We start from the raw sequence: 26895 nt of genomic DNA on the forward strand, positions 1-26895 counted from the left end.
AAGGGAATAAAGCCTCCAGGTCGACGTCCGAGCAGTGTCCGAAAGGGACGTCGTATCTCAGCGGGCGGCATGGGCCGTCCGCCCGGGAGGCCCTTTGCACCAGGACGACCGTGTGCTCCACGCGGGCGACGTGGAGGGCCGGCGCTCGGCCCGCGCATCGCGGCCGCGTCCGGTCCGGTTCACACCCGCCGGCCCGCCCGGCATCCCTCCCGTCGCTCAGCGACCTCATCCGAGGGGGTACGTCCTTCCGTGGTGACCAGCACAAAGCGCCGCATGCCCGACAGGCGCACCTATGTTCTCGACACCAGCGTCCTGCTGGCCGACCCGAAAGCCCCGACCCGCTTCGACGAGCACGAAGTCGTGCTGCCCGTCGTCGTGGTGACGGAGCTGGAGGCCAAGCGGCACCATCCGGAGCTCGGTTACTTCGCCCGGCAGGCCCTGCGCCTGCTGGACGACTTCCGCGTCCGGCACGGCCGCCTGGACGCCCCCATCCCGATCGGGGACCTGGGCGGCTCGCTGCGCGTCGAGCTGAACCACTCCGATCCCGGCGTGCTCCCGGCCGGTTACCAGCTGGGGGACAACGACTCCCGCATCCTCGCCGTGGCCCGCAACCTCCAGGCGGAGGGGTACGACGTCACGGTCGTCTCCAAGGACCTGCCGCTGAGGATCAAGGCGTCCTCGGTCGGGCTGCTCGCCGAGGAGTACCGCGCCGAACTCGCCGTCACGGACTCCGGCTGGACCGGCATGTCCGAGCTGGCCCTCTCCGGCGAACAGGTGGACCTCCTCTTCGAAGAGGACCAGTTGTACGTCCCCGAGGCGGCCGACCTGCCCGTGCACACCGGACTCACCATCCAGTCCGCGAAGGGCAAGGCGCTCGGCCGCGTCACCGCGGAGGGCAACGTCCGCCTCGTACGCGGCGACCGGGAGGCCTTCGGCATCAAGGGGAGGAGCGCGGAGCAGCGGATCGCGCTGGACCTCCTCCTCGACCCGGACATCGGCATCGTCTCGATGGGCGGGCGCGCCGGCACCGGCAAGTCGGCGCTCGCGCTCTGCGCGGGCCTGGAGGCCGTCCTGGAGCGCCGCCAGCACCAGAAGGTGATGGTCTTCCGCCCGCTGTACGCGGTCGGCGGGCAGGAACTGGGCTATCTGCCCGGCACCGAGGCGGAGAAGATGGGCCCGTGGGCGCAGGCGGTCTTCGACACGCTCGGCTCGGTGGCGGGCAAAGAGGTCATCGAGGAGATCAGCGCGCGCGGGATGCTGGAGGTGCTGCCCCTCACCCACATCCGCGGCCGCTCGCTGCACGACGCGTTCGTCATCGTGGACGAGGCCCAGTCCCTGGAGCGGAACGTCCTGCTGACCGTGCTCTCCAGGATCGGGGCGAACTCCCGTGTCGTACTGACCCATGACGTCGCCCAGCGCGACAACCTCCGCGTGGGGCGGTACGACGGAGTGGTCGCCGTCGTCGAGAAACTGAAGGGTCATCCGCTCTTCGCGCACGTCACCCTCACGCGCTCCGAGCGTTCGCAGATCGCGGCCCTGGTGACCGAAATGCTGGAGGACGGCCACATCTGAGGCAGTTCACGGCAAACGTACGGAAGTTGACGCCGTCCGGCGAAGCGAAGGAGCCTAGCCGGGCGGCGTCGGCGTGCGCGGCACTTTCCGCAAAACAGCTGGGGCAAACGGGGTGTGAGCTTTCCCACGCAACGGAGAATTGCCTTGCGGTGTCCGGCTGCGGCAGAGTCTCAGTCCTGTCAGGCCCCGCATGCGACACACCTGTACCCCCAGCGGTACCGAACCCCAGAACTTCATAGTGGCCGTCGCATGCCGCCCGAAGCACCACGCGGCGCTCCCCTCACGGGAGTTGCCCACCGGGTCCGTGCCTCCCGTGACCGATCGCAAGCGGAGGCCAGCGCCAGGGGCACGATTGCGTCCGCGAGGTCACCTATGCGGGCGATGCTGGAAGGAAACCGTGTGAGCCGGATTTCGGTCCGGGGATTCGCCGTGGCGTCAGCCACCGCGGTCACCACCGTCGGAGCTGTCGTGGGTGTCGCCTCGGGCAACACCCAGCCCTCGAACACGAACGACTTCGAGGCAGCGGCCAGCGACGCGACGCTCCTCGCAGAGATCCCCGCGGGTCAGCAGGCCCAGGTCCAGACCGCGTCCCTGACGCAGCAGGCCGACGCGCAGGCCATGGCCGCCGACACCGCCGCGAAGAAGACCGCCGCGGAGGAGGCCCGCAAGCAGGCCGCCGCATCGGCGATCGAGAAGCAGCGGGCCGCGGAGAAGGCGGAGGCCGCCGAGAAGGCGCAGAAGGCCGCCGACAAGAAGGAGCGCGAGGACAAGGCCGAGACCAAGGCCAGCCGTTCCTCGGCCCGCGACGCCTCCAGCTTCACCCCCCAGAGCTCCTACACGGTCGCTCAGGTTCAGGCGATGGCACGGCAGATGGTCCCCGGCGACCAGTTCCAGTGCTTCAGCAACATCGTCAACCACGAGTCCACGTGGAACTACAAGGCCGTCAACGCCTCCTCGGGCGCCTACGGCCTCGTCCAGGCGCTGCCCGGTTCCAAGATGGCCTCGGCGGGCGCCGACTGGCAGACCAACCCGGCCACGCAGATCAAGTGGGGCCTGAACTACATGAACGACCGCTACGGCAGCCCCTGCGGCGCCTGGGACTTCTGGCAGAACAACAACTGGTACTAGTCCGCACCCCGGTTCTGTCGCGCTCAACCCCGGGAGACCCCCCACCGTCCTACGGTGGGGGGTTTCTCCCGTGTACGGTCGGTGCGGACGGCTCCAGGGAGGAGTGGTGGGGAAAGACGGGGGTAGAGGACGGATCATGTCGCGAGTGCCAGGGTGGCTCGGCCGGATCGGTGCCGGACTGAGTGAGATGGGCGAGCGGTTGAACGAGAAGCGGGCCAAGGACGACGAGCCGGACGCCCACGAGCCGGACGACCTCGCGGGCGAGGAACTCGACCACGTGCCCCCGCCGCCGACGTACGCGCCGGCCGTCGCCGCCAGACCCGACCCCGCCGCCGCCGTGCCGTGGGGCATGCGGGTCGCCGCCGAGGCCGGGTGGCGGCTGCTCGTCCTCGCGGGCACGCTCTGGGTCCTGATGAAGGTCATCAGCGCGGTGCAGCTGGTGGTGCTCGCCTTCGTGGCCGCGCTGCTGATCACCGCGCTGCTCCAGCCCACCGTGGCCCGGCTCAGAAGGGTCGGCCTGCCGCGGGGCCTGGCGACCGCCGTCACCGCGATCCTCGGCTTCGTCATCATGGGGCTGGTCGGCTGGTTCGTGGTCTGGCAGGTCATGGAGAACGCCGACGAGCTGTCCGGTCAGGTCCAGGACGGCATCGAGGATCTGCGCAAGTGGCTGCTCAACAGCCCCTTCCACGTGACCGAGGACCAGATCAACGACATCGCGACGAGTCTGCGCGACGCGGTCGGCGCCAACACCGAGGAGCTGACCTCCGCGGGCCTCGAAGGCGTCACCGTCATCGTCGAGGCGCTGACCGGCATCCTGCTCGCGATGTTCTCCACGCTCTTCCTGCTGTACGACGGCAGGCGCATCTGGCAGTGGTTCCTGAAGCTGGTGCCCGCCCAGGCGCGGCCCGGCATCGCGGGGGCGGGGCCGCGCGCCTGGCGCACGCTCACCGCCTATGTGCGCGGCACGGTGATAGTGGCCATGATCGACGCCATCTTCATCGGCCTCGGCATCTACTTCCTCGGGGTGCCGATGGCGGTGCCGCTGGCCGTCATCATCTTCCTGGCCTCGTTCGTGCCGCTGGTGGGTGCCGTGGTCTCCGGGGCGCTCGCGGTGGTCGTCGCGCTGGTCACCCAGGGCGTGTTCACGGCGGTGATGGCGCTGGCGGTGGTCCTCGCGGTCCAGCAGATCGAGGGGCACATCCTGCAGCCGTTCATCCTCGGCCGCGCGGTGCGCGTGCATCCGCTGGCGGTGATCCTGTCGGTCGCCGCGGGCGGCATGGTCGCCGGGATCGGCGGGGCGGTCGTGGCAGTGCCGCTGGTCGCCGTGACGAACACGGTGGTCGGCTACCTGCGGGCGTACTCCCGCGAGGCCGCGCTGAAGGCGGCGCCCAAGCCGCAGCCGCAGGGGGCGACGGACGCGGACGTCGCGCCGCCGGCGGAGCCGCAGCAGCAGCAGTAGTAAGCGGTCGTACGGCACGCTCGGCGCACGCGGCGTGCCAGGCATATGAGAAGGGGCCCGGAACCATTGGTTCCGGGCCCCTTCTCATATGACCTAGGCGAGGTGCGCCTCGGAGTCCAGCGTGACGCCCACGGCCTGGATGACCGCGGCGATCTTGAACGCCTCCTGGATGACCTCACGGTCGACGCCGGCCTTGCGCAGGACCTGCTCGTGCGAGTCCAGGCACTGGCCGCAGCCGTTGATCGCGGAGACCGCGAGGGACCACAGCTCGAAGTCGACCTTCTCGACGCCGGGATTGCCGATGACGTTCATCCGCAGACCGGCGCGCATCGTCCCGTACTCCGGGTCGGAGAGCAGGTGACGCGTGCGGTAGAAGACGTTGTTCATCGCCATGATGGCGGCGGCCGACTTGGCGGCGGTGTACGCCTCGGGGGAGAGGTTCGCCTTCGCCTCGGGCTCCAGCTCGCGCAGCACCTTCGGGGAGCGGGACGCGATGGCGCAGGCCAGCACGGTGCCCCACAGCTGCTGCTGCGGCAGGTCGCTGTTGCCGATGACCGAGCCGAGGTTCAGCTTCAGGTCCTTGGCGTAGTCCGGTACGGCGGACTTCAGTTCGTCGAGTGCCATGTCAGTAGCTTCCGTTCACTCGCCCGAGAGCAGCGCGACCGGGTCGAGGGTCTCGTCGCCCTTGGTCCAGTTGCAGGGGCACAGCTCGTCCGTCTGCAGGGCGTCGAGGACCCGGAGGACCTCCTTGGGGTTACGGCCCACGGAACCGGCGGTCACCATCGTGAACTGGATCTCGTTGTTCTGGTCGACGATGAAGACGGCGCGCTGCGCGAAGCCGTCCTCGCCCTCGATGCCGAGCGCGCGCATCAGCTCGTGCTTGGAGTCGGCCAGCATCGGGAAGGGCAGGTCGGTCAGGTCCGGGTGGTCCTTGCGCCAGGCGTGGTGCACGAACTCGGAGTCACCGGAGAAGCCGAGGATCTGGGCGTCACGGTCGGCGAACTCGTCGTTCAGCTTGCCGAAGGCCGCGATCTCGGTCGGGCACACGAAGGTGAAGTCCTTGGGCCACGCGAAGACGATCTTCCACTTGCCCTCGTAGGTCTTGTGGTTGATCTGCTCGAACTCCGCGCCCTTCTCCAGGGAGACACAGGCGGTCAGGTCGAACTCGGGGAACTTGTCACCGACAGTGAGCACACGTACTCCTTGCGACGAGGTAAATCCCTTTTGGGGACTTTCCTGCGGGTTGGACGGATCTCGATGGTGGCACAGGGTGCATTGATTAGGGAAATAGCTAGACTGGGTCATGTTGATCGGAGGTTGCTATCAGTGCGAGCCATAAATAGGGGCAAGCAGAGCAACGGCAAACAGCCCAGCCTGGCGCAGCTGCGTGCCTTCGCCGCGGTGGCGGAACATCTGCACTTCAGGGACGCGGCCGCGGCGATCGGGATGAGCCAGCCCGCCCTGTCCGGCGCCGTCGCGGCCCTGGAGGAGGCACTGGGTGTCCAGCTCCTGGAGCGCACCACCCGCAAGGTGCTGCTCTCCCCGGCCGGGGAACGCCTCGCCGTGCGCGTCCGGGCCGTCCTCGGCGAGGTCGAGGCGCTCATGGAGGAGGCCGACGCCGTGAAGGCGCCGTTCACCGGGGCGCTGCGGCTCGGTGTGATCCCCACCGTGGCGCCGTACCTGCTGCCGACGGTGATCACGCTGGTCCACGAGAAGTACCCGGACCTGGACCTCCAGGTGCACGAGGAGCAGACCTCCTCGCTCCTCGAAGGGCTCGCGGCCGGGCGGCTCGACCTGCTGCTGCTCGCGGTGCCGCTCGGCATGCCGGGCATCACCGAACTGCCGCTCTTCGACGAGGACTTCGTGCTCGTCACCCCGCTGGACCACTGGCTCGGCGGCCGCGAGGGCATCCCGCGCGAGGCGCTGAAGGAGCTGCACCTGCTCCTGCTCGACGAGGGGCACTGCCTGCGCGACCAGGCCCTGGACATCTGCCGCGAGGCGGGCCGCGCCGACGCCCCGGTGACCACGACCGCCGCCGGGCTCTCCACCCTCGTCCAGCTGGTGGCCGGCGGGCTCGGCGTGACGCTGCTGCCACGCACCGCCCTGCGGGTGGAGACCAGCCGCAGCAACCAGCTGCTCACCGGGTACTTCGCCGACCCGGCGCCGACCCGGCGGATCGCGCTCGCGATGCGGACGGGGGCGGCGCGCGCGGCGGAGTACGAGCAGCTGGCCGAGGCGCTCAGGGGTGCGGTACGGCCGCTGCCGGTGCGGGTGGTGTGACACCCCGCACCGGCGACGGACGTACCGCTTCAGGAGCTACTCCGAGCGCAGGCCCTCCGGCCGCATCATGCGCCACAGCGGTGGCAGGCTGAGCAGCGTCACGGCCGCGACGAGGACGGCGCCCGCGCCGGTCAGGGGCACGAACTTCCACCAGTCGGTGACCGACTTGTCGATCATGCGGACCATGACCCAGCCGAGGCCGAGGCCGCCCGCGACGGCGAGCGCCAGGCCGACCGCGACCGGGATCGCCGTCTGCCACAGGACCGACCACGCCATCGAGCCGCGGCGGGTGCCGAAGGCCGTGAGCACCGCGAGGAGCCGCTTGCGCTCGCGCAGTTGTTCCAGCATCGACACCAGCATGGAGGCCGCGATCAGCGTCATCGTCGCCAGGGCGCCGACCTGGAGGCCGGTCTGGACGGTCGCGTACTGCTGGTCGCGTTCGACCGCGCGCAGGGTCCGCACGTCCAGGAACGGGTCGAGGCGGGCCGCGGTGTTGCGGACGTACTCCTCGGCGTCCGGGGTGTCCGGATCGACCTGGATCATGGCGCTCGTCGAGGCGTCGACCAGCTTGGACTTGTCGACGGCGCCGGGGGTGGCGTAGACGCCGTCGTGCAGGTCGCCGCCCGGGTCGGGGCGGGCGGTGACCTTGCGGGCGTCGGCGGGCAGGGTCCACAGGACGTGCTTGTGGCCGGGCTCGTCCCAGCTGATGGGGTTCAGGTCGAGCGGCTTGCCGGGGCGGGCCGACTCGTCGACCCAGCTGTTCATCTCCTTGTCCTTGGTGTGGACGACGAAGGTGTCGCCGTCCTCGCACCTGCCGATGCGGGCCAGTTCGCGCAGGTTGGCGCAGGTGCCGACCGTCAGCTGCGTGGTGGGACGGAGGTCCTCGGACTTCTTCAGCCGGCCTGGTCTGACGGCGTACGTGGAGACCGTGGCGATGACCCGCTTGACGCCCTTGGTGGCGCGGAAACCGTCGATCATCTTGTCGGCGAGCGCGGCGTCACCGACGTCGGCGCGCACCGAGATCTTGGCGCGGGCGGTGTCCGCCCCCGTCATCCGGTTGAAGTCGTCGTGCATCGCGCCGAACAGCATCTGCAGGGCGACCGCGCCGGCCACCGCCACCGTGATGCCGCTCACCGCGCGGGCCGCCGTACCGCTGCTCAACTGGAGTCTGCGGGTGGCCAGTTGCCAGGGCGCGGGGCCGCCGCGCAGCCGGGACACGCTCGCCTCGACGAGCCAGGGCAGCAGCGCGGCCAGACCCACCAGGGTGAGCGTGGCGCCCGCGCCGATGGCGTACACCGGCGGCCCGTAGTCACCGCCGACGCGGCCCGCGGCCAGCAGGATGCCGAAGCCCGCGAGCGGCATCAGGACACGCCACCACAGCCGCCGCTTGCGGACCTTGGCGCTGCGCATGACGCCCAGCGGTTCGATGGACACGGCCCGCAGCGAGATCAGCGTCACGACGACGGCCGTGACCGGGACGGCCACCAGGACCAGCGCGGCGAGGGAGGCCACCGGCGTCAGGTCGGCGGGGAAGGCGCTGATCTGCCACATGTCGATGGTGCCGATCAGCTGACGCAGCCCCAGGAAGAGGGCGCCGCCGACCGCGAGGCCGAGCAGCGCGCCGCACAGCGCCTCGCCCGCCGCGATCCGGCGCACCGCGCGGGCGTCCGCGCCGACCAGGCGCAGCGCGGCGAGACGGCGGTCGCGCCGGTCGCCGCCGAAGCGGACGGCCGTGCCGATGAAGATGACGACCGGTGTCAGCAGGACCACGCACATCAGGACGACGAGCACGACCAGCAGCGGATCGAAGGGTTCCGCGGGCGTCTCGTAGCCGAACTCCGACACGCGGTGGCCGCCCTTGGCCGGGGTAAGGGCGTCGGAGCCCGCGTAGAAGTAGCGCTCCTGGGGGTGGACCAGGCCCGCGTCGCCGATGGTGCCGACGATCCGGTAGCCGCTGAACCGGTCCTTCAGCAGGGCGCCGTCGGAGCTGTTCAGGAGGTCGCGCAGGGCGGGCGAGACGACCATCTCGCCGTCCGCCGGGATCTTCTCCAGGCCGGGCGGCAGCACCGGGCGGTCGCCCTCGGCGCGCAGGACGCGGCCGCCGATCGTGGAGTCGCGGAAGTCGGTCGGGGCGTCGCGCTGCAGGACGGTCGACTCGCTCCGCTTGACGCGCTTGCCGGAGAAGTCGTCGCCCGAGCGGGCCGCCGTGTGGTTCTCGCGGCTCTGGAGCAGGTGGGGCACGGAGGAGGCGCCGAGCAGCAGCGCCACGCCGAGCCCCACGCCGACGGCGGTCAGCAGCGTGCGGGTCCAGCCCTCACGGCCGCCGCCGACGGCGAAGCGCAGGCCCATGCCGAGGTCGCGGACCCAGGCGCGGACGCCGGTGGGCGCGGTGTGCCCGGCCTCCGGCGGCCCGGGCCGGGTGGCGGCCCTGGCGCGGGTGTCGAGGCTCATACGACGCGCTCCATGTCGCGGGACCTGCCGTCGCGCACGACGATCTCGCGGTCGGAGTAGGCGGCCACCCGCGTCTCGTGGGTGACGAGGACGACGGCGGCGTTGGTGGAGCGGGCGGCGTCGGTCAGCAGCTCCATCACGCGCTCGCCGTTGAGCGAGTCCAGGGCGCCGGTCGGCTCGTCGGCGAAGACCACGCGCGGGCCGGTGGCGAGCGCGCGGGCGACGGCGACGCGCTGGCCCTGGCCGCCGGAGACCTCGCCGGGCCGCTTGGCGGCGACGTCGTCGACCTCCAGGCGCTCCATCCAGGTACGGGCGGTGACCTCGGCGTCCTTGCGCCTGGCGCCGTTCAGCCGCAGCGGAAGGGCGACGTTCTCGACGCAGGTCAGTTCCGGCACGAGCTGCCCGAACTGGAAGACGAACCCGAACTCGCTGCGCCGCAGGGCGCTCAGCGCGGAGTCCGGCAGACCGGTCAGCTCACGGCCGTTGTACGTGATGGAGCCCTCGTCGGGCCGGACGATCCCGGCGAGGCAGTGCAGCAGGGTCGACTTGCCCGAGCCCGAGGGGCCCATGACGGCGACGACCTCGCCGGGGTGGATGGAGAACTCCGCGCCGTCGAGCGCGGTGGTCGGACCGTAGGCCTTGCGCAGTCCTCGGGCCGTGAGGAGGGAACCGGCGGGGGTCATGCGGGGCGCACCTCCTGGGCGAGTTTGCCGAGGCGCGCGGCGGCCAGCTCCAGCCAGCGCAGATCGGCTTCGAGATGGAAGAGCGCGTGGTCGCAGATGAGCTGGTCGGCGAGGTCGCCCTTGCGCTTGCGGTCGGTGAGGATGCGCATCAGGCGCAGGTGCTCGGCGCGCTGCACGTCGAGGAGTTCGGCGGCGTCGCGGCCGGTGAGGAGGGCGAGGACGACCTTGGTGTACAGGGTCGACTGGAGGTACGGCTCGGGCTTCTCCGGGGTGGCGAGCCACCGCTGGACATCCGTGACGCCGGCCTCGGTGATCGCGTACCGCTTGCGTTCCGGACCGCCGCCCGCCTCGATGCCGTCGACCTCGACGAGGCCGTTCTTCAGCAGCCGGGACATGGTCGAGTAGACCTGTCCGTAGTGCAGGGGCTTGTCGTGCCCGAACTTCTCGTCGAAGGCGCGCTTGAGGTCGTAACCGTGCCGCGGGCCGGACTCCAGGAGACCCAGAAGGGTGTGGCCAATGGACATGCCGAGCACTCTACACGGTGTGTATACCCGCGATGTATACGCAGGGTGCAGAGATCATGAGTTCGAGAAAGCGGGCAACCTTCCGGGCGTCGAGACAGTCGGTTCCTAAGGGGCAGGTGCTCATTCTCACGTCCGGAAAAGACCGGATCGGATGACCTTTGTCCCCAGGTGCGGTGTTAGCTTCATGAGCTGACTTAGCGACCAGCTGACTTGCCAGTGAGAAGACGAGGCGTACGAGAAGTACGAGTCGTACGAGACGGAAGCGGAGCACTCTCAGTCATGGGCCGAGCCGAAGCACGACAAGCGCGGCAGCGCGGTGCCCGCCGGGCTGCGCGGGAGCGCCCGTCCGGCGGCAAGCGCACCGGCATACGCCGCTTCTTCACCTGGAAGAAGCTCCTCGGGACGTTCTTCGGGCTCTGCCTGCTCGGCATGCTCGGTTTCGTGATCCTGTACATGGTCGTGGACATCCCCGAGGGGAACGCCGCGGCCAAGAAGCAGAGCAACGTCTACAAGTACAGCAACGGCGAGATCATCGCCCGGACCGGCGACGTGAACCGCGAGATCGTCGACCTGGACAAGGTCCCCGAGAAGGTGCAGAAGACCTTCGTCGCCGCCGAGAACAAGTCCTTCTACAAGGACGAGGGCATCGACTTCAAGGGCACCGCCCGAGGCGTGCTCAACACGGTGACCGGCAAGGGCAAGCAGGGCGGCTCGACGATCACCCAGCAGTACGTGAAGAACTACTACCTCAGCCAGGAACAGACCGTCAGCCGCAAGCTGAAGGAACTGGTGATCTCGCTGAAGGTGGACCGCGAGAAGAGCAAGGACGACATCCTCGCGGGCTACATCAACACCAGCTACTACGGCCGCGACGCCTACGGCATCCAGGCCGCCGCCCGCGCCTACTACGACGTCGACGCCAAGAAGCTCAACGTCGCCCAGGGCGCCTACCTCGCCGCCCTGCTCCAGGCCCCGAGCCAGTACGACTGGGCGGTGGCGACGCCGACCAGCAAGAAGCTCGTCAAGCAGCGCTGGAACTACGTCCTCGACAACATGGTCGAGGAGGGCTGGCTGGACTCCGCCAAGCGCGACGCGATGACGTTCCCCGAGCCGAAGGACCCCAAGGCGCCGCCCGGCCTCGAGGGCCAGACCGGCTACCTCGTGGATGAGGCCAAGCGGGAGGTCCTGCGCAACAGCGGCCTCAGCGACGCCGAGTTCGCGGCCGGCGGTTACACGATCACCTTGAACATCGACCCCAAGAAGCAGAAGCAGCTCGAGAAGGCCGTCGACAGGAAGCTGAACGACCGGCTCGACCGCAAGAAGAACAAGGCGGACGCCCGGGTCCAGGCGGGCGCGGCCTCCGTCGACCCGAAGACCGGCAAGGTCCTCGCCATGTACGGCGGCGAGAACTTCGTGAAGCACTACACGAACAACGCCACGCGCCGCGACTACCAGTCCGCCTCCACCTTCAAGCCGCTGATCCTCGCCGCGGCCCTGGAGCACGGCGCGACGACCCAGGACGGCAAGCCGATCACGGCGGGCACGATCTACGACGGCACCAGCGGACGCCCGGTCAAGGGAGGCGATGTCGCCTTCGCGCCGCCGAACGAGGACCACGTCGACTACGGCCCCGTCACCGTCCAGAAGGCGATGAACAAGTCCGTCAACTCCGTCTTCGCGCAGATGGGCGTGGACGTCGGGATGCCCCGCGTCATGGAGATGGCGAGCACGCTCGGCATGGACGTCAAGGGCCTGCCCGCGGTGCCCGCACAGACCCTCGGCTCCATGGGCGCGAGCCCGCTGGAGATGGCGGGGGTGTACGCGACGCTCGACAACCACGGCAAGAAGGTCACCCCGGCCCTCGTCCGGTCCGTGGAGCACAAGGACCGCACCGTCGACCTGCCCGACCCGATCGGCGAGCAGGTCGTCAAGCGCAGCACCGCCGACTCGCTGACCTCCGTCCTGACCGGCGTGGTCGACGACGGCACGGGCCACGCGGTACGCCACCCCGTGCAGGACGTGGCCGGCAAGACCGGTACCTCCGACGACAACAAGTCGGCCTGGTTCACCGGCTACACGCCGAAGCTGGTCACCTCCGTGGGCCTCTTCGGCGAGGGAGCGCCCGGCACCAAGGAACAGGGCCAGCAGGTGTCGATGAAGGGCGCCGGCGGCCGGCCGCGCGTCGACGGCGGCAGCTTCCCCGCCGAGATCTGGGCGGCGTACACCTTCGACGCGATGGGCGCGCCGAGCAGATTCGACCTGGAGACGGACATGGGCGCGGCCGTCGCGCCGCCCCCGGAGCCGACGCTGTCGAAGGAGCCCAAGGCGCCGTCGAGCACGCCGTCGAAGCCGGAGAAGGACCCGACGTCGAAGCCGCCGTCGCAGTCCCCGTCGCAGTCGCCGTCGTCGTCCCCGCCGACCTCGTCGCCGTCGCAGTCCCCGACGTCGAAGCCGCCGACCCAGGAGCCGGAACCCACGCACACGATCGAGATCCCCGAGGACCCCGACGACCGCGTGCCCGGCCGGGACTGAGGTCTCGTCCAAACGGCGGAGGGCGCCCGGAACCCCTGGGTTCCGGGCGCCCTCCGCCGTTGTCGGGCGCTCAGCTCCGGTTCAGCTCGAACCAGACCACCTTGCCGGTGCTCAGCCGCGTGGCGCCCCACCGCCGGGCCATCTTGTTGACGAGGTACAGCCCGCGGCCGCCCTCGTCCGTGGCGCGTGCCTGGCGCAGGCGCGGCAGCTGCGGGACGTCGTCGCCGACCTCGCAGCGCAGGACGTCGGTGCGCAGCAGCCGCAGCGTGATCGGCCGCGACGCGTACCGCACGGCGTTGGTGACGACCTCGCTGACCAGTAGCTCCACCGAGTCGGTCAGCTCCTCCAGGCCCCAGCGGGCCAGCGCGCTGCGGGCCAGGCGGCGGGCGCGGGACGGTGTCGCGCTCTCCGGCTCCAGGAACCAGTAGGCGACGTCGCTCGGCGCGATGCCGTCGAAGCGGGCGGCGAGCAGCGCGATGTCGTCGTCCCGGTCGCCCGGGCCGAGCATGTCCAGCACCTCGTCGCAGAGGGCCTCCAGCGGCGGCGGATGGTCCGGCCCCGTCAACTGGGCGGTGGCGGCGAGACGTTCCCGCAGCTGCTCTATGCCGGTCCACACGTCCCGCAGCCGGGACTCGACGAGCCCGTCCGTGTACAGCAGCAGCGTGGCGCCCGCCGGGGCGTCCAGCTCCACGGCCTCGAAGTCCACGCCGCCGACGCCGATGGGGGCGCCCGGCGGCACGCGCAGCACCTCGGCACGGCCGCCCAGGTGCAGCAGGACGGGCGGCGGATGCCCGGCGTTGGCGATGGTGATGCGGTGCGATACCGGGTCGTAGACCGCGTACAGGCAGGTCGCCATGCGGTCGGAGCCGAGCCGCTGGGCCTGCTCGTCCAGGTGGTGCAGGACCTCCTGGGGCGGCAGGTCGAGCCCGGCGAGGGTCTGCGCGGTCGTCCGCAGCTGGCCCATGATGGCGGCCGAGGTCATGGAGTGCCCCATGACGTCGCCGACGACCAGCGCGACGCGGCTGCCCGGCAGCGGGATCGCGTCGTACCAGTCGCCGCCGACCCGCGCCGTCTCGGCGGCCGGCAGATAGCGCGAGGCGAGCCGCACCCCGGTCGGGCGCGGCAGCGTCTCGGGGAGCATCGTGCGCTGGAGTTCGTCGGCGATGTACGCCTCGCGGCCGTACAGGACGGCCTTGTCGATGCCGAGCGCGCTGTGCGTGGCCAGCTGGGCGGCGACCAGCAGGTCGTCCGCCTCGAACGCGGCGCGGTCGGGGCGGCGCAGGAAGACGGCCGCGCCGATCACGCGGCGCCGGCCCCGCAGCGGGGCGAGGATCGCCCGTCGGCCGGTCGGCACGGTCCGCCCCGCGCCCAGCAGTTCGGGCAGGGCGGCCCGGGCCGCCGCCGAGTCCGCGAAGACCGGGCGCACCCCGCGCAGCACCTCGGCGAGCGCGCCGCCGTGCCGCACCTCGCACAGCTCGGCGGTGCCCATCACGTCGGTGATGTCCGGCTGCACCACCTGGAGCGAGGGCAGGGTGCCGCCTGCGGTGTCCGGTTCCTCGGCGCCCTCCTCGATGGAGCGCAGCCGGTCGGTGCGGCGCAGGCGCAGCACCAGCGGGCCGGCCGGCCGCTCGTCGCCGACGGGCAGCGGGTCGCGCAGATAGACAAGGATCGCGTCGGAGAACGTCGGGACCGTCGCCCGGCACAGCCCCATCACGATCTCGTCGAGGTCGATGCCGCGCGCGATCCGCCGGGTCGCGGCGCCCACGAACCGCAGCCGGTCCCCGTCGCGCCGCATCGCCACGGGACCCGCCCCCGGCGGCCGCGGCCTCCCGGTGCGCCGCTCCTCGCCGTCGGGCGGACCCGAGGGGCCGGGCTGCGCCGGTACGCCGTCGGGCGCGGGACGCGGCCTGCCGGGGTCCGGCTCGGAGGCGGACGGCTGGGAATGTTCACTGGTCGGCGGCACCGAAGCTCCCGGGGAAGTGTCACGCGCGCCCTGTGGCGTCTGAGGGGAACGCAGCAGCGCCCCGCGGGGCTCCGCGGGGGCGGTCGGCCGGGCAGCTGGTGCCTTGCGACCCTCGTGGGGGGTGAGGTGCTCCGTCACGCGTTTCGAATCCGTCCGTCCGGGGCCGCGCGCCGTGCGCGCCGTCCAGCGTTGCACGTCGCTCAGCCGCGTCGGCAGTGCAGAAAGACCTGATGCTCGGGTGGTACATCGCTGCTGGCGGGGGCGTACGCGTACGTGTCCTCGCCGGTGATCTCGAAGCCCGCGTCCCGCACGACCTGGCGCAGCTCGTCCCGCAGGTAACCCGATACCCGGATTGTGTGCCCCAGGAACGGGATCGTCGCGTCGTCGAGGTCGGCCTCGACCATGGACAGCTCCATCAGGCCGCCCGGCCGCAGCAGTCCGTGCAGTCGCCGCAGCGCCTGCGGGATCTCGGGGCGCGGCAGCATCAGCAGGGCGAAGAAGCAGGCGATGCCGTCGAACCGGCCGATCCCGTCCGGGCCGTCGGCCGTCAGGTCCGCGATGTCGATGAGCCGGAACTCCGCGGCCGGGACGTTCTTTTCGGCCAGTTCGAGCATGCCCGACGAGATGTCCGTGCCGAGGACGGTGTGGCCCTTCTCGGCCAGTTGCAGAGCGGTGGGCAGTCCGGTGCCGCAGCCCACGTCCAGGATGCGGGAGCCGGGCGCCAGCGCGTCGGCCAGGTGGCGCCCGGCGGCGAGCTGGCCCTCCTTGTGCGGGAAGGCGTCGTCGTAGTGCCGCCCGATGGCGTCAAAGGCCTCGGCCTGGCCCCTGCGGTCCTCGCTCACGTTCTGCCGCCCCTCGATGACTTCCTGTCAGACAGCGCGCAGACCCACGGAGTTGCTGCTGTGCGCCCTTGCGGAGGACGATCCTACGTTTGAACCACGGGGGCGCATCAAGGGTCTCATGAGGACACGCGCGCGGGCGTACGGTCCCAGTCATCCGGAAGGGCGGGTACGACCCAGGACGGATCGGGACGCCAGTGCTGCCAGCCGTCCGAAAACGGTGCACCCCAGGCCTCGATCACGTCAAGGGCGGCCCGGCCGGCGGCGCGTACGTCAGCGGCCTTCCCGGCGTCCATCAGACCCACCCGCAGGGCCTGGGCGAACTCGTCCTCGTCGTGCCACCGCCAGCTGCCGTCGGGGCGCACGGAGATGTCCAGAAAGTGATCCTCGGAATCCATCCCGCCCGCCCAGCGGGTCCGGGGCTCCTCCAGGTTCACGTACCAGTTCTTGAACCGCCAGCCCGGCTCCCAGAACAGCCACACGGACCACGGGTCGCCGGGGCGGGCGAGCTTCAGGACGCCCGTGCCGAACCAGTGGTCCCTGCGGACCGTGCGCGGTTTGGTGTAGCGGGTGGCGAGCGGCTCCTGGTGCAGCGGGGTCCCGTCGGCCAGCACCGGCCTCACGCACTCGGTGCCGGGCGCCATCCACACGGCGAGCAGCTCGTCGCTGTCCTGGACGACGGTGACGGGACGGCAGATGTGGACGTGCTTCCCGGCGTTCTCCCGGTAGCGCCACAGGATGTGGTCGCCGGGGGCCCACCGGCCCGCTGAGCCGCCTGCCGTCGCCGTCTTCCCGTCGAGGTCTGTCATGCACAGATATTAGACGCCCGTCCCGTGGCGCATGGGGCGGTCGCTAGGGATGCGTCATGCGCAACACGTCGAGCGCCTCGTCCAGTTGTTCCAGGGAGAGGTCGCCCCGGTCGACGTAGCCGGCCTCCAGGACGACCTCGCGGATTGTCTTGCGTTCGGCCAGCGACCTCTTGGCGACCTTCGCCGCCTCCTCGTAGCCGATGTACTTGTTCAGCGGCGTCACGACGGAGGGCGAGGACTCGGCGTACTCGCGGGCCCGATCCCGGTTGGCGGTGATGCCGTCGACCGTCCGGTCGGCGAGCAGGCGCGCGACGTTGGCGAGCAGCCGGATCGACTCCAGGACGTTCTTGGCGATGACCGGCAGCATCACGTTTAGCTCGAAGTTGCCCGCGGCACCCGCCGCGGCGACCGTGGCGTCGTTGCCGGTGACCTGCGCGGCGACCATCAGCGCCGCCTCGGGGATGACCGGGTTCACCTTGCCCGGCATGATCGAGGAACCGGGCTGGAGGTCGGGGAGGTTGATCTCGGCGAGGCCGGTGCGCGGGCCCGAGGCCATCCACCGCAGGTCGTTGGCGATCTTCGTCAGGCCCACGCCGATGGTCCGCAGCTGCCCGCTGGTCTCGACGATGCCGTCCCGCGCGCCCTGCGCCTCGAAGTGGTCGCGGGCCTCGGTCAGCGGCAGCCCCGTGGCCCGCGCGACCTCGGCGATGACGGCGGCGGAGAAGCCGGGCGGGGTGTTGATGCCGGTGCCCACGGCCGTGCCGCCGAGCGGCAGTTCGGCCAGGCGCGGCAGCGAGGCCTCCAGGCGCTCGATGCCGTACCGCACCTGGGCCGCGTACCCGCCGAACTCCTGGCCGAGGGTGACCGGTGTGGCGTCCATGAGGTGCGTGCGCCCGGACTTCACGACGTCCGCGAACTCCTCCGCCTTGCGCTCCAGGGCGGCGGCGAGGTGGTCCAGGGCGGGGATGAGGTCCTTGGTGACCGCGCCCGTGGCCGCGATGTGGATCGAGGACGGGAAGACGTCGTTCGAGGACTGCGAGGCGTTCACGTGGTCGTTGGGGTGGACGGGGCGTCCGAGGCGCTCGGTGGCGAGCGTGGCGAGGACCTCGTTGGTGTTCATGTTGGACGAGGTGCCGGAGCCGGTCTGGAAGACGTCGACGGGGAAGTGCGCGTCCCAGCGCCCTTCGGCGACCTCGGCCGCCGCGTCGGCGATGGCGTCGGCGATGTCCTTGTCGAGTACCCCGAGCCCCGCGTTGACCTTGGCGGCGGCCGCCTTGATCCGCGCGAGGGCGGCGATGTGGGCGCGCTCCAGGCGCTGGCCCGAGATGGGGAAGTTCTCCACCGCGCGCTGGGTCTGCGCACGCCACTTGGCGTCGGCGGGGACCCGTACCTCGCCCATGGAGTCGTGCTCGATGCGGTACTCGCCGGTGTGCCCGGTCCGGTCGTCGCCGGTGTGGTTGCCGGTCGCGTCGCTGGCGTCGCTGGTCATGCTCTCGAACCTACCTCTCCGTCCACAGCCCTGGAAAAGTTGAGCACTTGTCTTGTCCGGGGTATTCCCAAGCGTGCTACCCACCAGTAAAAACCCTGGGTAACACCACACCGGGGAGGCGCAATGAAGCGCATCAGACGCAGTGGCCGGGCCGCGCTGCGCAGTTCGTTCGCGGCGGCCGTCGCCATGGCGGCCGTACTCGGCACGGCGGCGATGCCCGCCCAGGCGGCGGAGGGGGGCGGGTCCCGGGTCTCCGAAGCGGTCCCCCTCCCGCCCGAGCTGGAGAAGATCCGGGCGGCCGAGGCGACCAGGCTCTACGGCAGCCCGGCCGAACGCCCCATGGCCGAGCGCAAGACCGGCCTGATCTCGCTCGGCGACAGCGAGATCTCCGGCGAGGGCGTCGGCACGTACGAACCGGGCACCGACGGCCCCGACAACTGGTGCCACCGCTCACCGGACGCCGCGATCCACCGCACCGGCATCCCCGCCGACGTGACGTACAACGTCGCCTGCTCCGGCGCCCAGACGGTCAACATCAGGATCGGCGGCCAGAAGCAGTACGCCGACGAGCTGGTGCAGAGCGACAACCTCGCCGTCAAGGCGCGCAACACGCGGATCAAGACGATCCTGCTCGTCATCGGCGCCAACGACGACCTCCAGTTCGCCCCGGTGATGACGGACTGCGTGACGCGCTATCTGCTCAGCCAGGGCGCCTGCGCGGGCAAGTACCACGACGGCTGGCAGGCACGCGTCGACGCGCTCGTGCCCAAGGTCGAACAGTCCATCCGCGACCTGAAGACCGTCATGAAGGACGCGGGCTACCTGGAGGGCGACTACCGGCTCGTCGCCATGGGCTACCCGAGCCCGATCGGCCCCGACTTCCGCGACAACCCGAAGTTCCCCGGCAAACTCGCCTGCGGCGGGCTCGGCTACGACTCCGACACCGAGTGGGGCCGCAACTACGCGGTGCCGACGTTCGAGAAGGGCATGCGCAAGGCCGCCAGGAACGCGGGCGCGACCTACCTCGACAACTCCCGCCTCTTCCACGGCCACGAGGTCTGCATGGAGGACACCTGGGCGCGCGGCCTCTACGTGAACGTGTCCAACCCCTTCCCGCCGGACTCCAACTCCGTACGCCAGTCCTTCCACCCCAACGCCCGCGGCCACGCCGCCTTCGCGTCCTGCCTGACGCAGCTGCACGCGTCGGGCTACCGCGAGGCCAGTTGCGCCGACCCGGCGAGCACGGGCAGCCCGAAGCTGTACGAGGGCGCCTGGGACGACGCGTTCAAACCCCTGAAGAACGAGGGCACCGGTACGTGCGTCGACGTCGACGCCTCGAAGAGCCGCAACGGCACCAAGGTCCAGGGCTGGGAGTGCACGGGCAATCGCAACCAGACCTGGTGGTACGACGAGGCGCGAGGGTCCCTGCACACCGGGCTGACCCAGGACCGGTGCCTGGACGTGCCCGACGGCGCCTACGAGGAAGGCGCGGCCGTCGTGCTGTGGAACTGCCACGGGGGCGCGAACCAGAAGTTCGTCCGGGAGGGCGGGACGGTGCGGGCCGCTGCCGCGAGTGGGCTGTGTCTGACCCTTGCGGGGGGCACGGAGCCGGTGCGGCTTCAGAAGTGTGCCGGGACCACGAATCAGCGGTTCGCCTGAGGTTGACCTTCTGCGGGTGCGTCCTGGCTGGTCGCGCAGTTCCCCGCGCCCCTGGCGGGGCGCACCCGCACCGGTGTTTACGCCAGGCCCGGGCCCCGCACCGGGATGTGCGTGAACGTCGGCTCGGGGGCCGGGTTCTGGAAGAAGTCGTTGCCCTTGTCGTCGACGACGATGAAGGCCGGGAAGTCCTCGACCTCGATCCTCCAGACCGCCTCCATGCCCAGCTCCTCGTACTCGACGACCTCGACCTTCTTGATGCAGTCCTGGGCGAGGCGCGCGGCGGGGCCGCCGATGGAGCCGAGGTAGAAGCCGCCGTGCGTGCCGCACGCGTCGGTGACCTGCTTGCTGCGGTTGCCCTTGGCGAGCATCACCTTGGAGCCGCCGGCGGCCTGGAACTGCTCCACGTAGGAGTCCATGCGGCCGGCCGTGGTCGGGCCGAAGGAGCCGGAGGCGTAGCCCTCGGGGGTCTTGGCGGGACCGGCGTAGTAGACCGGGTGGTCCTTCAGGTACTGCGGCATCTCCTCGCCCGCGTCGAGCCGCTCCTTGATCTTGGCGTGCGCGATGTCGCGGGCGACGACCAGCGGGCCGGTGAGCGACAGGCGGGTCTTGACCGGGTACTTGGTCAGCTCGGCGAGGATCGCGTCCATCGGCTGGTTGAGGTCGATCTTCACGACGTCGCCCTCTTCGGAGAGGTGCTCGTCCGTCGTGTCGGGAAGGAAGCGCGCCGGGTCCGTCTCCAGCTGTTCCAGGAAGACGCCCTCGGCGGTGATCTTCGCGGTCGCCTGGCGGTCGGCCGAGCAGGAGACGGCGATGGCGACGGGCAGCGAGGCGCCGTGCCGGGGCAGCCGGACGACGCGCACGTCGTGGCAGAAGTACTTGCCGCCGAACTGCGCGCCGATCCCGATCTTCTGGGTCAGCTCGAACACCTTCTCCTCCAGCTCCTTGTCCCGGAAGCCGTGCCCGGTCGGCGAACCCTCAGCCGGCAGCTCGTCCAGGTAGTGCGCGGAGGCGTACTTCGCGGTCTTCAGGGCGAACTCGGCGCTGGTTCCGCCGACGACGATCGCCAGGTGGTACGGCGGGCAGGCGGCCGTGCCCAGGGAGCGGATCTTCTCCTCCAGGAACTTCATCATGGAGGCCTCGTTCAGGACGGCCTTCGTCTCCTGGTAGAGGAACGACTTGTTGGCGGAGCCGCCGCCCTTGGCCATGAAGAGGAACTTGTAGGCGCCGCCGTCGGTCGCGTACAGCTCGATCTGGGCCGGGAGGTTGGAGCCGGTGTTCTTCTCCTCCCACATGGTCAGCGGGGCCATCTGCGAGTAGCGGAGGTTCAGCTTCGTGTACGCGTCGAAGATGCCCCGGGAGAGCGCCTTCTCGTCCTCGCCTTCGGTGAGGACGTTCTGGCCGCGCTTGCCCATGACGATCGCGGTGCCGGTGTCCTGGCACATGGGGAGCACGCCGGCGGCCGCGATGTTCGCGTTCTTCAGCAGGTCCAGCGCCACGAACTTGTCGTTGGACGACGCCTCGGGGTCGTCGATGATGCGCCGCAGCTGCGCCAGGTGCGCGGGGCGCAGGTAGTGCTGGATGTCGTGGATCGCCTCGGCGGCGAGCTTGCGCAGCACCTCCGGCTCGACCTTGAGGAACGTCCGCCCGTCGGCCTCGAAGGTGGAGACGCCCTCGGAGGTCACCAGCCGGTACGGGGTGGTGTCCTCTCCCAGGGGGAGCAGATCGGAGTACTCGAACTCTGGCATTGCGGCCATTCCTCACTCGGCAGACGGCGGCGCGGCCTCCATTGGCGACGCGCCAACCAGCGTAGAACGCGCGACGCGGGCCCGGTCTGTGAGGTAAGGCTCAGTAGGCCGCTGCCGCCGCGACACCAAGGGTCGTCCGGGTTGGTCGGTTGTTCACAGGAGCTAGTCGCGATCTATCGCGATTGGGTACGCTGCTGCCGTGGACCTCGAAAAGCGCCTCCCGCAGCCCGCTCCCGCCACAGCCGAGAAGTCGGGGTCGCTCCGCGCCTCCGACGCCGACCGGGACCGCATCGCGGACATCCTCCGCGAGGCCGTGGCCGAGGGCCGCCTCACCGCCGAGGAGCACGCCGAGCGCGTCGAGGGGGTGTACCGCGCCAAGACCGTGGGCGAGCTGGAGCCGCTGATCGCGGACCTCCCCGCCGCCCACGACCGAACCGGTGGCCCCTCGTCGGGGTACGTGTCGGCGCCCGCGCCCGGCAGGCCCTCACCCGGCGCGGTGCCCGCCGTCGCCGACGAGAACCTGGTCGCGGTCCTCAGCGGCTCCGTCCGCAAGGGCCGCTGGCGTGTGGCCCGCCGCACCCATGCGTACGCGGTCTTCGGCAGCGTCGAGATCGACCTGAGCGAGGCGATCTTCGAGCAGCGCCAGGTGGTCATCAAGGCCGTCGCGATCTTCGGCTCGGTTGAGATCCGCGTCCCGGAGAACGTCTCGCTGCGCGGCAGCGGCGCCGGCGTACTCGGCAATTTCGAGGTCGACACACTCGACTCCGCCGAGCAGGACGCCCCGGTCGTCTTCGTGGACGGCACGGCGATCTTCGGCAATGTCGAGGCGCGCCCGAAGCGCGGCAAGCTCATCCGTGACCTGCACCGCAAGATGCGCGGGCACCTCGGGCACTGACGGCCTGGGCCCACCGGGGGGCGCGCGAACCGCCACGCGTCGGAACTCAGTGCATAGGCGCGCACACAGCGGGTAGAGCTGCTCCATCGTCTCTCGCTCGCGAAGCCGTCGTCAGGAGTAGACCGTGCAGCAACCGTCGCGTCAGTCCCTGCAGGTCGCCGCTGTTCCGGCTCAGCGGGGGGCAGTGCGGGATCGGACCGATGACGCCCCCTGGCACACGGAGGCCGTGTGCCGCCGCGACGAGGCCGGGCTGTTCTTCGCCCCCTCCAAGGAGCCGACCGCGGCCCGGCTCTCGCGCGAGGAGGCGGCCAAGCGCGTCTGTGCCCGCTGTCCCGTGATGGTCGAGTGCCGCGAGCACGCCCTGCTCCAGCCCGAGCCGTACGGCGTGTGGGGCGGCCTCACCGCCGCCGAGCGCCGCGTGGTCCTGGCCCGCCGCCGCCGGCGCGACGTGGAGCTGCAGAAGGCGGCTCACGCGACGGGCATCGCCGCCGCGGGGTAGGTGTCGGATGTACGACGAAGGGGGCGTCCCCCGCACGGGACGCCCCCTTCGTCGTACGAACCCGTATGGGACCGTATGAACCGTCTGCTCCTACTTGGCGCGGTCGAAGTCGATCGCGCTGTAGGCACGCAGCTTCGAGAGCCGGTGGTCGGAGTCGATCTTGCGGATCGTGCCCGACTTGGAGCGCATGACCAGCGAGGACGTCGAGGCGGTGGCCGCGCGGTAGCGCACGCCCTGGAGCAGCTCGCCGTCGGTGATGCCGGTCGCGACGAAGAAGACGTTGTCGCCCTTGACCAGGTCGTCCGTGGAGAGCGTGCGGTCCAGGTCGTGGCCGGCGTCGAGGGCGCGCTGGCGCTCGGCGTCGTCCTTGGGCCACAGCTTGCCCTGGATGACACCGCCCAGGCACTTGATCGCACAGGCCGAGATGATGCCCTCGGGGGTGCCGCCGATGCCCATGAGCAGGTCGACGCCGGTGCCTTCGCGCACGGCCATGACCGAGCCGGCCACATCGCCGTCGGAGATGAACTTGATGCGGGCGCCGGTCTCGCGGATCTCCTTGACGATGCCCTCGTGGCGGGGGCGGTCCAGGATCATGACCGTGACGTCCTCGGGCGAGGAGTTCTTGGCCTTGGCGACGCGGCGGATGTTGACCGACGCGGGCGCGTTGATGTCCACGTAGTCCGCGGCCTCGGGGCCGGTGACCAGCTTGTCCATGTAGAAGACGGCGGACGGGTCGAACATGGCACCGCGGTCGGCGGCGGCGAGCACGGCGATCGCGTTGGGCATGCCCTTCGCGGTCAGCGTCGTGCCGTCGATCGGGTCGACGGCGATGTCGACCTCGGCACCGGTGCCGTCACCGATGCGCTCTCCGTTGAAGAGCATCGGGGCTTCGTCCTTCTCGCCCTCGCCGATGACGACGACGCCGTTCATCGAGACGGTGTGGACGAGGGTCCGCATGGCCCTGACCGCGGCGCCGTCCGCGCCGTTCTTGTCGCCGCGGCCGACCCAGCGGCCGGCGGCCATGGCGGCCGCCTCGGTGACCCGGACGAGCTCCAGGGCGAGGTTGCGGTCGGGGGCCTCGGGAGAGACCTCCAGCTCGGACGGAAGGTGATGCTCGGTCATCGGGACGCACCTCTCTGCTGATACGACGACGGCCGGATGAGGGATTGCGCATGACTCTATCCGTAGGCCGACAAAATGAGCAGCGGGCCCCACGCATGAGCGGCTCGGGTGGCGGGATGCGGCCGGAGGAGACACCGGGGAACGGCGCGTGTCCGCCGCCTGAGACGATGGGGACGTGGCAGGCAGACAAGGCAACCAGACCGTCAAGAACATGCTGTGGTCGTTGGTGGTGATCGCCCTGGTCGCGGGCGTCATCTACCTCTTCATCCCGCATGACGAGTCCAAGACCCCCGTCAAGCGGGTGGACTACCGCGTGGAGCTCCTGACGGCCCGGCGGGCCGCCGCGTACCCCGTGGCGGCGCCCGAGGGCCTGTCCAAGGAGTGGAAGCCCACGTCCGTGCGGTACAACGGCGCCGATCACGACAAGTGGCACCTGGGCTTCCTCGACCCGGACGGCGAGTACGTGGTGATCAAGCAGTCCACCGAGAAGCCGGCCCGCTTCATCGACGACGCCACCCGGGAAGCGGTGCGGACCGACACCGTGGAGAAGGTCGGCGGCCGCGACTGGCGCCGCTACAAGGGGACGACGTACGACGCCCTGGTGAGCACGGAGAAGGGCGCCACGACGGTCGTCGCGGGCACGGCCTCGTTCGGGCAGCTCACGAAGATGGTCGAGGCGCTGAAGACGTCCTGAGCGCGGCGTGCTCGCGTCACCGCGAGTGCGCTCTGGCGCGTACGAGAAGGGCCCCCGGCGGGTGTGCCGGGGGCCCTTCGCGCAGGTGCGGTCGGCGCTGTGCGTCATGCGCTGTGCGTCATGCGCTGTGCGGCATGCGCCGTGCGGCGCGCGCTGTGCGTCGTCGCTCAGATGGTGGTGACGACGTCCTCGTAGGCGAGGCGCGGGGAGCGCGGGAACCAGGCGTCGTCGCCCGGCTTGCCGATGTTGACGATCATCAGCGGGGTGTGGTCGTCGTCCAGGAACTCCTTCTGGACGCCCGCGAAGTCGAAGCCGGTCATCGGGCCCGCGGCGAGGCCGGCGGCGCGCACGCCCACGATGAAGTAGCCGGCCTGGAGCGTGGCGTTCACCAGCGCGGCCTGCTCACGGGCCGGGCGCTCGGCGAAGAAGACGTCCTTGGCCTGCGGGAAGTGCGGGAAGAGCGCCGGCAGCTCCTCGTGGAACTCGTTGTCGGCGGAGAGGATCGCGACCAGCGGGGCGGACGCGGTCTTCAGGCGGTTGCCCTCGGCCATGTGCGGGATCAGGCGCTCGCGGGCCTCGGGGGAGCGGACCAGGGTGACGCGCAGCGGCGACTGGTTGAAGGCGGTCGGGCCGTACTTGACCAGGTCGTAGATCGCCTGGACCTGCTCCTCGGTGACCGGCTCGTCGGTGAAGGTGTTCGCGGTGCGGGCCTCGCGGAAGAGCAGGTCCTGGGCGGCGGGGTCAAGGGCGAGAGACATGGATCAACCTTCTCGATACGTGCTGTGGATCAGCTGGCACGTCCGACCCTACGACAGGCGACGTTTAAGATTCAACAAAAGTCGCCCCGTCGTGATCCGCTTCACAGGTTTCATGGAGCTTTACGGGGCTTTACGGGGCTTCGCCCGTTTGATTCGCTCAGTCCGCCCAGTCTGTCTAGTCCGTTGTGTCTGCTCTCTCCGTCGCCGCGCGGTCCGAGGCGACGGAGACATCGTCACCGGCGCTCTCACCCGCGAGGGCCGCGTCCAGGCGGGCGCGCGCGCCGTCCAGCCAGCGGCGGCACACCTTCGCCAGCTCCTCGCCCCGCTCCCACAGGGCGAGCGACTCCTCCAGCGTCGTGCCGCCGGTTTCGAGGCGGCGTACGACCTCGATCAGCTCGTCCCGCGCCTGCTCGTACCCGAGGGCGTCCGCCGGGCCCGTGGCCTCGTCCGTCTTGCTGGTCATGCGCCCACCCTAAATGTCGACTCGTACGGTGAATTCGCCCTCGGCGACCCGCGCCCGCAGCTCCTCGCCGGCGCTCGCGTCCCCGGGGGCCCGGACGACCGCGCCGTCCGGCTTCTGCAGCACCGCGTACCCCCGCTGGAGGGTCGCCGCGGGGGAGAGGGCCACCACGCGCGCGTGCGTGTGGGTCAGCTCCGAGGCCGCCCGGTCCAGCAGGTGCCCCACCGTGCGGCGGGCGCGGTCGGTGAGCGCCGCGACCTGCTCCTCGCGCTCCTCCACCATGCGGTGCGGATGCTCCATGGAGGGGCGGCCCAGGGCGTGCGCGAGGCCGCGCTCCTCACGGTCCAGGTAGGCGTCCACACACCGCCGGGCACGGTCGCGCAGCCAGCGCACGCGCTCGTACTCCTCGCCGACGTCCGGTACGACCTTCTTGGCGGCGTCCGTGGGCGTGGAGGCCCGCAGATCCGCCACGAGGTCGAGCAGCGGGCTGTCCGGCTCGTGCCCGATCGCGGAGACCACCGGCGTACGGCACGACGCGACCGCCCTGATCAGCTGCTCGTCCGAGAACGGCAGCAGGTCCTCCACGCTGCCGCCGCCCCGCGCCACGATGATCACGTCGACGTCGTCGAGCGCGTCCAGCTCCTTGACGGCCTGGACGACCTGCGGCACCGCGTGCACGCCCTGGACGGGGACGTTGCGCACCTCGAAGCGGACGGCGGGCCAGCGGTGCCGGGCGTTCTCCAGGACGTCGCGCTCGGCGGCCGACGCGCGGCCGGTGACCAGGCCGATGAGCTGCGGCAGGAACGGCAGCGCCTTCTTGCGCTCCGGGGCGAAGAGGCCCTCCCCGGCGAGGCTCTTCTTCAGCTGCTCGATCCGCGCCAGCAGCTCACCGACGCCGACCGGCCTTATCTCGGCGGCCCGCAGGGACAGCTGCCCCCGCGGCGCGTACCACTCCGGCTTGGCGTGGACGACGACGCGGGCGCCCTCCGAGACGACGTCCGCCACGGCGTCGAACACCTGGCGGTAGCACGTGACGCTCACCGAGATGTCGTGCGACGGGTCGCGCAGCGTCAGGAAGACGACGCCGGCGCCGGGTCTGCGGGACAGCTGGGTGATCTGCCCCTCCACCCACACGGCACCGAGGCGGTCGATCCAGCCACCGATGAGCCGCGACACCTGCCCCACGGGGAGCGGGGCGTCCGCGGACGTGTTGAGAGCCATGCGGCGAGCGTAGCGGGAGGGTGTGACAGCGCCTCGCGCCGTATGCGTAAGGAGGTGTGCCGTCTATGTCCGGGGGTCTGCCGTGTACGTACGGAAGTCCGCGTGTACGTACG

The 26895-nt window shown here is 70.7% G+C and carries 23 protein-coding genes; 9 read left to right on the top strand and 14 right to left on the bottom strand.

Annotated elements, in window-relative coordinates; genetic code table 11:
* Positions 1-249: 249 nt before the first annotated feature.
* The 3 genes from J2N69_RS23650 (at position 250) to J2N69_RS23660 (ending at position 4159) form a co-directional block, all read left to right on the top strand.
* Complete coding sequence (locus J2N69_RS23650) at positions 250-1572, top strand: PhoH family protein (protein ID WP_127909973.1); 1323 nt, start codon at positions 250-252, stop codon at positions 1570-1572.
* 399 nt (positions 1573-1971) lie between these two features.
* Entirely contained in the window at positions 1972-2700 is a 729-nt protein-coding gene (locus J2N69_RS23655; RefSeq protein WP_455680992.1) for an aggregation-promoting factor C-terminal-like domain-containing protein, read from the top strand.
* Between the two features lie 136 nt (positions 2701-2836).
* Positions 2837-4159: an AI-2E family transporter gene (locus J2N69_RS23660; RefSeq protein ID WP_230902526.1), complete on the top strand. Its 1323-nt coding sequence runs from the start codon at positions 2837-2839 to the stop codon at positions 4157-4159.
* 93 nt (positions 4160-4252) lie between these two features.
* Here J2N69_RS23660 and J2N69_RS23665 read toward each other — a convergent pair whose 3' ends face one another.
* Together J2N69_RS23665 and J2N69_RS23670 are read right to left on the bottom strand one after the other, a co-directional pair.
* Positions 4253-4783 carry an alkyl hydroperoxide reductase gene (locus J2N69_RS23665; protein ID WP_127909976.1) on the bottom strand — a complete coding sequence of 177 codons (531 nt, stop codon included), beginning with the start codon at positions 4781-4783 and terminating at the stop codon, positions 4253-4255.
* Between the two features lie 15 nt (positions 4784-4798).
* Positions 4799-5353 (bottom strand): peroxiredoxin, encoded by a 555-nt coding sequence (locus J2N69_RS23670; protein WP_230902527.1) that lies wholly within the window; start codon positions 5351-5353, stop codon positions 4799-4801.
* Between the two features lie 132 nt (positions 5354-5485).
* Between J2N69_RS23670 and J2N69_RS23675 the strand changes: the two genes are divergently transcribed.
* Positions 5486-6439: a LysR substrate-binding domain-containing protein gene (locus J2N69_RS23675; RefSeq protein WP_392720191.1), complete on the top strand. Its 954-nt coding sequence runs from the start codon at positions 5486-5488 to the stop codon at positions 6437-6439.
* Positions 6440-6475: 36 nt separating this feature from the next.
* Here J2N69_RS23675 and J2N69_RS23680 read toward each other — a convergent pair whose 3' ends face one another.
* The 3 genes from J2N69_RS23680 to J2N69_RS23690 are packed head-to-tail and all read right to left on the bottom strand — an operon-like array spanning position 6476 to position 10097.
* Positions 6476-8890 carry an FtsX-like permease family protein gene (locus tag J2N69_RS23680; protein ID WP_408056780.1) on the bottom strand — a complete coding sequence of 805 codons (2415 nt, stop codon included), beginning with the start codon at positions 8888-8890 and terminating at the stop codon, positions 6476-6478.
* Positions 8887-9573 (bottom strand): ABC transporter ATP-binding protein, encoded by a 687-nt coding sequence (locus tag J2N69_RS23685; protein WP_230902528.1) that lies wholly within the window; start codon positions 9571-9573, stop codon positions 8887-8889. Before J2N69_RS23685 ends, J2N69_RS23680 begins: the two co-directional genes overlap by 4 nt.
* Positions 9570-10097, bottom strand: a complete 528-nt coding sequence (locus tag J2N69_RS23690) for a PadR family transcriptional regulator (protein WP_223776482.1) — start codon at positions 10095-10097, stop codon at positions 9570-9572. The genes J2N69_RS23685 and J2N69_RS23690 overlap by 4 nt, the downstream gene beginning before the upstream one ends.
* A 279-nt stretch (positions 10098-10376) precedes the next feature.
* Between J2N69_RS23690 and J2N69_RS23695 the strand changes: the two genes are divergently transcribed.
* Positions 10377-12629 (top strand): transglycosylase domain-containing protein, encoded by a 2253-nt coding sequence (locus J2N69_RS23695; RefSeq protein ID WP_230902529.1) that lies wholly within the window; start codon positions 10377-10379, stop codon positions 12627-12629.
* 70 nt (positions 12630-12699) lie between these two features.
* Here the strand turns inward: J2N69_RS23695 and J2N69_RS23700 are convergent, their stop codons facing one another.
* The 4 genes from J2N69_RS23700 to J2N69_RS23715 all read right to left on the bottom strand — a co-directional run bounded on the left by J2N69_RS23700 (position 12700) and on the right by J2N69_RS23715 (position 17729).
* Entirely contained in the window at positions 12700-14730 is a 2031-nt protein-coding gene (locus J2N69_RS23700) for an ATP-binding SpoIIE family protein phosphatase (protein ID WP_408056781.1), read from the bottom strand.
* 62 nt (positions 14731-14792) lie between these two features.
* The gene (locus J2N69_RS23705) at positions 14793-15434 is read right to left on the bottom strand and encodes a class I SAM-dependent methyltransferase (protein WP_230902531.1); all 642 of its coding nucleotides are present in this window, start codon (positions 15432-15434) and stop codon (positions 14793-14795) included.
* A 116-nt stretch (positions 15435-15550) separates the two neighbouring features.
* Complete coding sequence (gene fomD, locus J2N69_RS23710; protein WP_230902532.1) at positions 15551-16240, bottom strand: cytidylyl-2-hydroxypropylphosphonate hydrolase; 690 nt, start codon at positions 16238-16240, stop codon at positions 15551-15553.
* A 43-nt stretch (positions 16241-16283) separates the two neighbouring features.
* Entirely contained in the window at positions 16284-17729 is a 1446-nt protein-coding gene (locus J2N69_RS23715) for a class II fumarate hydratase (protein WP_269075629.1), read from the bottom strand.
* Between the two features lie 123 nt (positions 17730-17852).
* Here J2N69_RS23715 and J2N69_RS23720 point away from each other — a divergent pair, with 123 nt between their 5' ends.
* A complete protein-coding gene (locus J2N69_RS23720) occupies positions 17853-19388 on the top strand; it encodes a ricin-type beta-trefoil lectin domain protein (RefSeq protein ID WP_230902533.1) in 1536 nt (511 codons plus the stop codon).
* 77 nt (positions 19389-19465) lie between these two features.
* Here the strand turns inward: J2N69_RS23720 and J2N69_RS23725 are convergent, their stop codons facing one another.
* Complete coding sequence (locus tag J2N69_RS23725) at positions 19466-21133, bottom strand: fumarate hydratase (RefSeq protein ID WP_230902534.1); 1668 nt, start codon at positions 21131-21133, stop codon at positions 19466-19468.
* A 199-nt stretch (positions 21134-21332) separates the two neighbouring features.
* Here J2N69_RS23725 and J2N69_RS23730 point away from each other — a divergent pair, with 199 nt between their 5' ends.
* Complete coding sequence (locus J2N69_RS23730) at positions 21333-22028, top strand: DUF1707 SHOCT-like domain-containing protein (RefSeq protein ID WP_230902535.1); 696 nt, start codon at positions 21333-21335, stop codon at positions 22026-22028.
* Between the two features lie 124 nt (positions 22029-22152).
* Entirely contained in the window at positions 22153-22527 is a 375-nt protein-coding gene (locus J2N69_RS23735) for a WhiB family transcriptional regulator (protein ID WP_230902536.1), read from the top strand.
* Between the two features lie 90 nt (positions 22528-22617).
* On the opposite strand, the gene glpX is transcribed toward J2N69_RS23735, so the two are convergent.
* Entirely contained in the window at positions 22618-23649 is a 1032-nt protein-coding gene (glpX, locus tag J2N69_RS23740; RefSeq protein ID WP_127909988.1) for a class II fructose-bisphosphatase, read from the bottom strand.
* A 175-nt stretch (positions 23650-23824) separates the two neighbouring features.
* Between glpX and J2N69_RS23745 the strand changes: the two genes are divergently transcribed.
* On the top strand, positions 23825-24343 hold the full coding sequence (locus tag J2N69_RS23745) for a DUF4245 domain-containing protein (protein WP_230902537.1): 519 nt from the start codon (positions 23825-23827) through the stop codon (positions 24341-24343).
* 167 nt (positions 24344-24510) lie between these two features.
* Here the strand turns inward: J2N69_RS23745 and J2N69_RS23750 are convergent, their stop codons facing one another.
* The 3 genes from J2N69_RS23750 to xseA all read right to left on the bottom strand — a co-directional run bounded on the left by J2N69_RS23750 (position 24511) and on the right by xseA (position 26782).
* Positions 24511-25101, bottom strand: a complete 591-nt coding sequence (locus tag J2N69_RS23750) for a malonic semialdehyde reductase (RefSeq protein ID WP_127909990.1) — start codon at positions 25099-25101, stop codon at positions 24511-24513.
* Positions 25102-25276: 175 nt separating this feature from the next.
* Entirely contained in the window at positions 25277-25564 is a 288-nt protein-coding gene (locus tag J2N69_RS23755) for an exodeoxyribonuclease VII small subunit (RefSeq protein ID WP_230902538.1), read from the bottom strand.
* 9 nt (positions 25565-25573) lie between these two features.
* Entirely contained in the window at positions 25574-26782 is a 1209-nt protein-coding gene (gene xseA, locus J2N69_RS23760; RefSeq protein ID WP_230902539.1) for an exodeoxyribonuclease VII large subunit, read from the bottom strand.
* Between the last annotated feature and the right edge of the window lie 113 nt (positions 26783-26895).

Source organism: Streptomyces huasconensis, from assembly GCF_021028635.1.
GTDB classification, from domain to species: domain Bacteria; phylum Actinomycetota; class Actinomycetes; order Streptomycetales; family Streptomycetaceae; genus Streptomyces; species Streptomyces huasconensis.

Excerpts from the sequence above, each read along its gene's own strand:
- J2N69_RS23660 (WP_230902526.1), top strand. The coding sequence starts at position 2,837 with ATGTCGCGAGTGCCAGGGTGGCTCGGCCGGATCGGTGCCGGACTGAGT.
- J2N69_RS23665 (WP_127909976.1), bottom strand. The coding sequence starts at position 4,783 with ATGGCACTCGACGAACTGAAGTCCGCCGTACCGGACTACGCCAAGGAC.
- J2N69_RS23680 (WP_408056780.1), bottom strand. The coding sequence starts at position 8,890 with ATGAGCCTCGACACCCGCGCCAGGGCCGCCACCCGGCCCGGGCCGCCG.
- J2N69_RS23685 (WP_230902528.1), bottom strand. The coding sequence starts at position 9,573 with ATGACCCCCGCCGGTTCCCTCCTCACGGCCCGAGGACTGCGCAAGGCC.
- J2N69_RS23690 (WP_223776482.1), bottom strand. The coding sequence starts at position 10,097 with ATGTCCATTGGCCACACCCTTCTGGGTCTCCTGGAGTCCGGCCCGCGG.
- J2N69_RS23695 (WP_230902529.1), top strand. The coding sequence starts at position 10,377 with ATGGGCCGAGCCGAAGCACGACAAGCGCGGCAGCGCGGTGCCCGCCGG.
- fomD (WP_230902532.1), bottom strand. The coding sequence starts at position 16,240 with ATGACAGACCTCGACGGGAAGACGGCGACGGCAGGCGGCTCAGCGGGC.
- J2N69_RS23715 (WP_269075629.1), bottom strand. The coding sequence starts at position 17,729 with ATGACCAGCGACGCCAGCGACGCGACCGGCAACCACACCGGCGACGAC.
- J2N69_RS23720 (WP_230902533.1), top strand. The coding sequence starts at position 17,853 with ATGAAGCGCATCAGACGCAGTGGCCGGGCCGCGCTGCGCAGTTCGTTC.
- J2N69_RS23725 (WP_230902534.1), bottom strand. The coding sequence starts at position 21,133 with ATGCCAGAGTTCGAGTACTCCGATCTGCTCCCCCTGGGAGAGGACACC.
- glpX (WP_127909988.1), bottom strand. The coding sequence starts at position 23,649 with ATGACCGAGCATCACCTTCCGTCCGAGCTGGAGGTCTCTCCCGAGGCC.
- J2N69_RS23750 (WP_127909990.1), bottom strand. The coding sequence starts at position 25,101 with ATGTCTCTCGCCCTTGACCCCGCCGCCCAGGACCTGCTCTTCCGCGAG.
- J2N69_RS23755 (WP_230902538.1), bottom strand. The coding sequence starts at position 25,564 with ATGACCAGCAAGACGGACGAGGCCACGGGCCCGGCGGACGCCCTCGGG.
- xseA (WP_230902539.1), bottom strand. The coding sequence starts at position 26,782 with ATGGCTCTCAACACGTCCGCGGACGCCCCGCTCCCCGTGGGGCAGGTG.